At 66.7% G+C, this 8,114-nt stretch carries 9 protein-coding genes; 1 reads left to right on the top strand and 8 read right to left on the bottom strand.

Features of this window, described 5'->3' with window-relative positions; genetic code table 11:
• Together Q1V87_RS00390 and Q1V87_RS00395 are read right to left on the bottom strand one after the other, a co-directional pair.
• Positions 1-605: low specificity L-threonine aldolase (locus Q1V87_RS00390; RefSeq protein WP_300590376.1), on the bottom strand; the 605-nt coding region annotated here is incomplete at its 3' end.
• A gap of 42 nt (positions 606-647) precedes the next feature.
• Positions 648-2,063: a DUF6421 family protein gene (locus tag Q1V87_RS00395; RefSeq protein ID WP_300590377.1), complete on the bottom strand. Its 1,416-nt coding sequence runs from the start codon at positions 2,061-2,063 to the stop codon at positions 648-650.
• A 137-nt stretch (positions 2,064-2,200) separates the two neighbouring features.
• Between Q1V87_RS00395 and Q1V87_RS00400 the strand changes: the two genes are divergently transcribed.
• The gene (locus Q1V87_RS00400) at positions 2,201-2,656 is read left to right on the top strand and encodes an Lrp/AsnC family transcriptional regulator (protein WP_300590384.1); all 456 of its coding nucleotides are present in this window, start codon (positions 2,201-2,203) and stop codon (positions 2,654-2,656) included.
• Between the two features lie 70 nt (positions 2,657-2,726).
• On the opposite strand, the gene Q1V87_RS00405 is transcribed toward Q1V87_RS00400, so the two are convergent.
• The 6 genes from Q1V87_RS00405 to Q1V87_RS00430 form a co-directional block, all read right to left on the bottom strand.
• Complete coding sequence (locus Q1V87_RS00405; protein WP_300590378.1) at positions 2,727-3,899, bottom strand: ABC transporter substrate-binding protein; 1,173 nt, start codon at positions 3,897-3,899, stop codon at positions 2,727-2,729.
• A gap of 59 nt (positions 3,900-3,958) precedes the next feature.
• Complete coding sequence (locus Q1V87_RS00410; RefSeq protein ID WP_300590379.1) at positions 3,959-4,750, bottom strand: ABC transporter permease; 792 nt, start codon at positions 4,748-4,750, stop codon at positions 3,959-3,961.
• The gene (locus tag Q1V87_RS00415) at positions 4,747-5,559 is read right to left on the bottom strand and encodes an ABC transporter ATP-binding protein (protein ID WP_300590380.1); all 813 of its coding nucleotides are present in this window, start codon (positions 5,557-5,559) and stop codon (positions 4,747-4,749) included. Before Q1V87_RS00415 ends, Q1V87_RS00410 begins: the two co-directional genes overlap by 4 nt.
• Positions 5,556-6,464, bottom strand: a complete 909-nt coding sequence (locus Q1V87_RS00420) for an ABC transporter permease (protein ID WP_300590381.1) — start codon at positions 6,462-6,464, stop codon at positions 5,556-5,558. The genes Q1V87_RS00415 and Q1V87_RS00420 overlap by 4 nt, the downstream gene beginning before the upstream one ends.
• A 31-nt stretch (positions 6,465-6,495) precedes the next feature.
• Positions 6,496-7,512, bottom strand: a complete 1,017-nt coding sequence (locus Q1V87_RS00425) for a TIGR03842 family LLM class F420-dependent oxidoreductase (protein WP_300590382.1) — start codon at positions 7,510-7,512, stop codon at positions 6,496-6,498.
• A 53-nt stretch (positions 7,513-7,565) separates the two neighbouring features.
• On the bottom strand, positions 7,566-8,114 hold a 549-nt coding region (locus Q1V87_RS00430; RefSeq protein ID WP_300590383.1), incomplete at its 5' end, for an amidohydrolase family protein.

Below are 8,114 nucleotides of genomic sequence, written 5' to 3' on the forward strand. Positions count from 1 at the left end.
ACATCGACCCCGACATCCGTCGTGAAGGCGTGTAAGGGGAGGTCGAGGGCCGCAGCGGCGTTCGAGATGCGAGCGCCGTCCATGTAGAGCAGCATCCCGCGCTCGTGGACGTGGTCGGCGATCGCCCGGATCTCGGCCGGCGAGTAGAGCGTGCCGAGCTCGCTCGACTGGGTGATGGCGACCACCAGCGGCTGGGCGCGGTGTTCATCACCCCACCCCCAGGCCTCGGTGTCGATCAGCTCGGGTGTGAGCTTTCCGTCGGGAGTCGGGATCGTGAGCAGCTTGATGCCGCCGACCTTCTCGGGTGCTCCGCCCTCGTCGCTGTTGACGTGTGCCGTGGATGCCGCGATCACCGCTCCCCACCGGGGCAGCATCGACTGCAGCGCCGTGACATTCGCGCCCGTGCCGTTGAAGACCGGGAACACCTCGACGCGCTTACCGAAGTGACCAGCGAACACGCCGCGGAGCCGTTCGGTGACCGAGTCCGCGCCGTACGCGGGCTCGTGGTCGACGTTCGCAGCGGTGATCGCCGCGAGTACCTCGGGATGGATGCCGGAGTAGTTGTCGGAAGCGAAGCCGCGGGCGTGGACGGGTGTGCTGGTCACCGTCTCAGCCTACGGTTCGCGCGGACGCGCCCGGTGAGCAGGTCATGCGTCGCCAGCGCGGATGCCGGCCGTCGAGGCGATCACCGGGCGCATCTTCTTCTCGAGCGCCTCGTAGAACATCGACAGCGGGAACTCGTCGTCGAGGACGGCATCCGTGTAGCCCGACAGCGGGCCGGCGAGGACGTCGTCGGGGAGTCCCCGGTTCCACCGCGAGGCGGGGTGCGGCGGAAGCGTCCCGCGAATGAGGCCGTAGGCCGCCAGCCAGTGGACCGGCTTCGGGCGGTCGATCGAGGCCCAGTACAGCTCGTCGATGCGGTCGGCCAGGGCGACGACGGCGTCGGGGACCGCCTCCCAGTCGATCGTCAGGGCGGTGTCTGTCCAGTGGAGCACGCCGCGCTGATGCAGCCAGGCGAACAGGAGCTGTCCGCCGAGCCCGTCGTAGTTGCGCACCCGCGAGCCCGTGATGGCGAAGCGGAAGATGCGGTCGAACACGACGGCGTACTGCACCACTCGCGCGTGCTCGAGGGACTCCTCTTCGGCTGCACTGAGCGTCTCGCCACGGTCGCTGCGGCCGTGGAGTCGGTCATGGATCCGCACGCTCTCGCGAAACGCCGTGAGGTCGCAGCGCAGCTCTTCGAGCGCGTACAGGAAGTACGGCATCCGCTGCTTGATCATGAACGGGTCGAAGGGTAGATCTCCGCGCATGTGCGTGCGGTCGTGGATGAGGTCCCACATGACGAACGTGCGCTCCGCGAGGGCGGCGTCATCGAGCATCCGCGCGGCATCGGCAGGGAGCTCGAGCTTGGTGATCTCGGCGGCAGCGCGCACCACCCGGCGGTAGCGGGCTGCCTCACGGTCCTGGAAGATCCCACCCCACGTGAAGGTCGGGATCTCGCGCATTGCCACGGTCTCGGGAAAAAGCACAGCCGAGTTCGTGTCGTAGCCCGAGGTGAAGTCGATCAGGCGGAGCGAGACGAACAGGGCGTTGCCGTAGTCAGTGCTCTCGAGTTCGGCGATGAACGCGGGCCAAATGGCCTCGACCAGCACAGCCTCGACGTGGCGCTGCCTCGACCCGTTCTGCGTGTACATCGGGAAGACGACGAGGTGACGGATGCCGTCGACGCGATGCTGCTGTGGCTGGAACTCCACGAGCGAGTCGAGGAAGTCCGGGATGCCGAAGTTGCTCTCGCTCCAGCGGCGGAAGTCGCCGGTCAGTGCGGTGAGGTAGGCAGCATCATGCGCGAAGGCGGGTGCCAGCTCATCAATGGCGCGCACGATCGTTGCAACGTTCTCGCGGGCGGCGGCGTGATGCGCGGCATCCGGAATCGAGCCGTCGGCGACCTGCAGCGGATGCAACGCTTCGGCTGCGGTCTTCAGCTCGCGCCAGGCCGGCCAGGTTTCGATCGACGCGGCCAGCTCGGGAGGAGCGAGGGGTGCGGGGGACGACAGGGTCGACATGAGGCCTCCGAACGGTTGGTCCTGACGATCCTAGATACTTCTCCGCATTCTCTGCCTGTGCGCAGGAATATTTCCGGTTTCGGAGGGTTGCGACGGCTAGTGTTGCCACTATGGTTGCGGAATCACTTCCCCCACGTCTGGATGACGACACCGATGCCCGCATCCTGCGCGCACTATCCGCTGATGCGCGTGCGACCCTCGCAGACCTTTCGGCGGCCATCGGACTGTCGGTGTCCGCGGTGCAAGCGCGGGTGCGCCGGCTGGAGAGCCGCGGCATCATCACGGGATACCGGGTCGTCGTCGATCCCGAGGCTGCCGGCAAGCCGCTCGCCGCCTTCGTCGAGATCACGCCACTCGACCCAGCTCAACCCGACACGGCACCCGAGATGCTCGCTCACCTGGAGGAGATCGAGGCGTGTCACTCCGTCGCCGGTGCGGCGAGCTACCTGCTGCTCGTGCGGGTCGCGACGCCCCGCCACCTCGAGTCCCTGCTTCGCGACATTCGGTTGGCCGCCAATGTCAGTACGCGAACGACCGTGGTGCTGCAGACCTTCTACGAGCATCGTCCGATCGCGCCGGCAGCCCGAGGCTGACGGGCGCGACATGCTCGACGCGAGAGGGGATGCCGGACCGACCGAGCGCCCTCGGCCGGTCCGGCGGGGACTACTGGCCGCCCTCAGTGAGCGTGACCTCGATCGGGGTGTACGTCGCTGAGACGTCGTACCCTTCCTCGACGAGCTCCGCGAGAGCTTGCTCGATGTACTCGTTGGAGTACGCCGACGCCGGCGGCTCAGCCGTGATGAGGTTCAGTCCGTCCTGGTTGACCGCCGAGAGGGCGCCGGCGACAGTCTTGTCCCAGGCTGCCGGGTCCATCACGCCGAACTCCGAACCGTTCCAGATGAGCTTGTTGACCTCGTTCATCATCCACTCCTGGTGAACAGGTCCGACCGGGAAGGCAGCTTCTGCGTTGATCGCGTAGTCGTAGGTGATCGCGGCAGCCTCGACGGGATTGTCGCGAGCGTAGATCCAGCCCTTCGCGATGGCCTTCAGGAACCGCACTGCCGCGTCGGCGTATGCCGGGTCGGACGCGAGGCGCTCGGTGTCTGCCCAGATCGCGTCCTGCAGCATCGCGCCCTCGGTCTCCTCGTACGAGATGACGTTCAGATCGTCGAGTGTGTACAGCTCGCCTGTCTCAGGGTTGACGGTCTCGAGCACCTGCGCGAGCTCGTTGTAGGTCATCGCCTGGGCCGCGTCCACATCGCCATCCAACAGCGCGTTCATGCTGAAGTCCTGCGTCGTGATCGACACCGTCGTGGAGTCGAGGTCATCGGCTGCCATCGCCGCGAAGATCTCCCACTCGTTGCCAAAGCCCCACGAGCCGATGCGCTTACCTTCGAAGTCGGCAACCTCGGTGATACCCGAGTCGGCCCAGGAGACCTGCGTCGTGCCGGATTCCTGGTAGACCTGCGCGATGTCGGTGAGTTCGACGCCGGTGGCCTCGAGGCTGCCGAGCACCTTCGGAACCCAGGCGATCGCGAAGTCGACGTCTCCCGCGATCAGGGCGTCCTGGGGGACGATGTCGCCGCCGGACGGGATGATCTCGACATTGTCGAAGCCCTCCTCCTCGAAGTAGCCCTGGTCGAGGGCGACGTAGTAGCCGGCGAACTGCGCCTGCGGGAGCCACTGCAGCTGCAGGCTGACGGTGGTGAGCGGTTCGAACTCACCGCTGTCTTCTGTCGTGGCTGGATCGGACGAGCCCGCGCACGCCGCCAGTGTGAGCGCGGCGACGGTGAGGGTGGATGCGGCGACAAGGCCGCGTCTGGTGCTGTGTCTCACGGTGTTCCCTTCTTCGGTGGGGGTGCTCTCTCGGTGGTGCGGGTGGTGCTCGATGCCGGTCAGGCCGGCATCCTTCGGGTCGCCAAGCGCTCCAAGAGCGAGGTGACCAGGAAGAAGACGAGGCCGATGATGATGCCGCCGAGGACGAACGCCCACGCCAGGGCCGCGCGCCCCGATTTCGCGTACGTCGCGATCGCGGTTCCGATGCCGTCGGCTGGCCCACCGAAGTACTCGGCCACGAGTGCCGCGATGACCGCGAGGGAGCTTGCGATACGCAAGCCCGTCATGAGGTACGGCAGGGCTGTCGGCAGGGTCAGCAGTCGGAAGGTCTGCCCGGGCGTTGCCGCCGAGGCCCGGAACAGGTCTCGGTGCACGGGCCGGCTCTGGCGCAGCCCGCGCAGCACATTGATGAAGACGGGGATGAACGCGGCAAGCCCCGCCACGGCCTGCCTGCCGAACTGGCTGGATGCTCCGAACATCGTGTTGAGCACGGGGGTGATCGCGACGATCGGAATGACCGCGAGGGCTGCAACGATCGGCGCAAGCATCCCGTCGAACTGTCGGATCGCCGCGGCCAGCGCCGCCAGCGCGATCGCGATGAGCGAGCCGACGAAGAGTCCGATCAGGGCGTTGGTGGCGGTGACCACCATCGCCTCCGTGATGATGTCGGCGTGTGCGATGAACTCTTGCACGATCGCGACCGGGCTCGGCAGCATCCGGGGCGCTGCAGCTGCCACATCCACATAGAGAATCCAGGCGGCAAGGCCGAGGATCCCGACACCGACGGGTGCAGCGATCCGTGCCCACCCCGGCAGGGGGCGGGCCGACATCGTCGTGTCGCGCAGACTCATCTCTCGTTCGCTCTCTCGACCTTGGCGCCGTGGAGGGCCTCCCGCACCGCCGTGACGCGCTCGAAGTACGCGGGTGACTCGCGGAGGTCCTCGCCTCGCGTCGAGTCCAGCCCGATGGGGACGATCTCGGTGATGCGGCCGGGCCGGGGACTCATGACAACGACCCGATCCGAAAGGAAGACGGCCTCGGGGATCGAGTGCGTGACGAACACGACGGCAGCGCCCGTCTCGCCGGCGATGCGCGTGAGTTCGGACTGCAGGTACTCGCGCGTCATCTCATCGAGCGCTCCGAACGGTTCGTCCATCAGCAGAAGCTTCGGACGTGCCGCCAGCGCCCGCGCGATGGCGACACGCTGCTGCATGCCCCCGGAGAGTTGGTCGGGGTAGCGGTCGATGAAATCCGAGAGTCCGACCAGGTCGGCTAGCTCCCGCACCCTCGCGTCGCGCGAGGACTTCACGGTGCCGTGCAACTCGAGGGGGAGCGCGATATTGCCCGCTACCGTGCGCCACGGCAGGAGCCCCGCCTGCTGGAAGGCGATGCCGTAGTCCTGATCGACTCGGGCCTGGTGTGCTGGTTTTCCGAAGATCTGCAGCTCGCCCGTGGTCGCGACATCCAGGTCAGCGATCAGGCGCAGCAGGGTCGACTTACCGCATCCTGATGGTCCGATGAGCGAGACGAACTCGCCCGCGGCGACCTCCAGGTCCACGTCGGTGAGCGCGGTGACGTCCGCGCTCGCGGTAGGAAACACCTTGCCTATTCCTCGCGCCTGCACGGCGAGGCTGTCGGGGGCGGTCGTTTCGGGGCTCATGCGGTGGCCTCTCCTCGTCGGTAGCGGTGCAGACCCACGCCGATCAGCGCGACGGAGCCGGCAGCGATCAAGCCCAGCGCGACCGAGCCGAAGATGGGCCCCCACGGGGCGGCAGGGTCGCTGGATGCTTGACCGGCGAGCTGGATCAGCATCCGCCCGATGCCGCCGCGCATGCCGATCGAGACCTCCGCGACGACGACCCCGAGTACGGCGTTGGCAGCCGCGAGGCGCAACGCGGGAAGCAGATGGGGGACCGCTGCAGGAAGGCGCAGGTGACGGAGGGTCGCCCAATAGCCGACGGCGTAGGTGCGCATCAGGTCGACGTGGATGCGGTCGGGCGCTTCCAGGCCCCGCAGAGCCCCGATGGCAACGGGAAAGAATGCAAGATACGACGCGATGACGGCTACCGAGAGCCACTGCGGCCAACTCGTTCCGCCGCGATCGATCTGGTTGCCGATCGCGTTGATGACGGGCGCGAACGCGATGAGGGGGACCGTTTGGCTCACGACGATCCACGGCAGCAGGCCCCACTCAAGAAGCTGCCACCGTTGCATGACAAGAGCCAGCGCTCCGCCGACGGCGACGCCGAGCACCCACCCGACTGCGGCGATCCCGAGGGTGGTGAACGCGGCGATCGCGACGGTGGCGATCAGGGGCGGTGTGTCGCCGCCGCTGGTCGGGGCGAAAAGTCGCGCGACCATGTCCCACACGTGGGGCATCGCGCGATCGTGGGTGCGCGGCAGGATCATGAATCCAGAGCCGGTTTGCCCCTCGACAGCGCCGATCGTGACGCCGTCAGCGGGCCCGAGGAACTTGTACCCCTCCCACAGCAGGATGATCGCAAGAACGCCGAGGATGCCCCACCCGAGCCCCTCGATTCGTCCCCGCATGTCAGGTCGCCTCATTCGGCCGCGTCTATCTGATCCTGCCGGGCCGTCACGACTTGGCCGTGACCTTCTCGCGCAGGGCCGGGATCACGGTCTCGCCGTAGACGCGGAGCGTCTCCTCTTTGTTGTCGTGCTGCAGGTACCCCGCGAACTGGGTGACGCCGAGTGCCCGCAGCGCCTCGAGTTTGGCGATGTGCTCCTCGGCGGTGCCGAGGACGCAGAACCGATCGACGATCTCGTCGGGAACGAAGTCCACGTGGTCGTTGTGGCTCTTGCCATGTGAGTTGTAGTCGTAGCCGGTGCGGCCGGCGATGTAATCGGTGAGTGCCTGCGGCACAGTGCCATCAGTGCCGTACTTCGCGACGATGTCGGCGACATGGTTGCCGACCATCCCGCCAAACCAGCGGCACTGGTCGCGCATGTGCTCCCAGTCATCACCGATGTACATAGGAGCGGCGACACAGAAGGCGATCGACTCCGGGTCGCGGCCAGCTGCAGCGGCGGCATCCTTCACCGTCTGGATCATCCAGGCGGCGATGTCGAGGTCGGCAAGCTGCAGGATGAACCCGTCGGCGACTTCGCCGGTGAGCTTCAGCGCGAGTGGACCGTAGGCGGCGACCCAGACATCCAACTCCGACCCGGCGCTCCACGGGAACTGCAGCGTCGCGCCGTTGTACTCGACAGCGCGGGAGTTGGCGAGCTCCCGGATGACGTGGATCGACTCCCGCAGTTCCTTCAGCGTCGAGGGCTTGCCATTCGTCACCCGAACCGCCGAGTCACCGCGGCCGATGCCGCAGATTGTGCGGTTGCCGTACATCTCGTTGAGCGTCGCGAACACGGATGCCGTGACAGTCCAGTCGCGCGTCGCGGGGTTCGTGACGAAAGGGCCTACCGTGACCTTGCGCGTCTCAGCGAGGATCGCCGAGTAGATGACATACGGCTCTTCCCACAGCAGGTGCGAGTCGAAGGTCCACACGTGGCTGAACCCGTGGGCCTCGGCGAGCTTGGAGAGCTGGATCACCCGCGAGGCGGGGGGATTGGTCTGCAGGACGACGCCGAAATCCATGAGTTACCCCTGTTCCCGGTCGTTGAGTGAGCGAAGCGAAACGAAACGCATGATCACACCAGGTACTGGCTGAGGCCGCGCTTGACGAAGCTGCCGTCGCCCTTGCGGCCGAGGTACTGGCCGTCATCGACGATGACCTTGCCCTTGGAGATCACGGTGTCGACGTGCCCATCGATCTCGAACCCCTCCCACGCGGAGTGGTCCATGTTCATGTGGTGGGTCTTGTTCAGGCCGATGGAGGTGTGGCCGTTCGGGTCGTAGACGACGATGTCGGCATCCGCGCCGGGCTGGATGACGCCCTTCTTGCCGTACATCCCGAACATGCGCGCGGGTGTCGTGCTGGTCAGCTCGACCCAGCGTTCGAGGGTGATCTCCCCGGTGACGACGCCCTGGTACATGAGGTCCATGCGGTGCTCAACAGAGCCGATGCCGTTGGGGATCTTGCGGAAGTCCTCCAGGCCCAGGGTCTTCTGATCCTTCATGCAGAACGGGCAGTGATCGGTGGAGACCATTTGCAGGTCGGTGGTGCGCAGGGCCTGCCACATGTGGTCCTGGTGGCCTTCGGCGCGGGAGCGCAGCGGCGTCGAGCACACCCACTTGGC

This window comes from Microbacterium sp. (assembly GCF_030149085.1).
Lineage (GTDB): Bacteria > Actinomycetota > Actinomycetes > Actinomycetales > Microbacteriaceae > Microbacterium.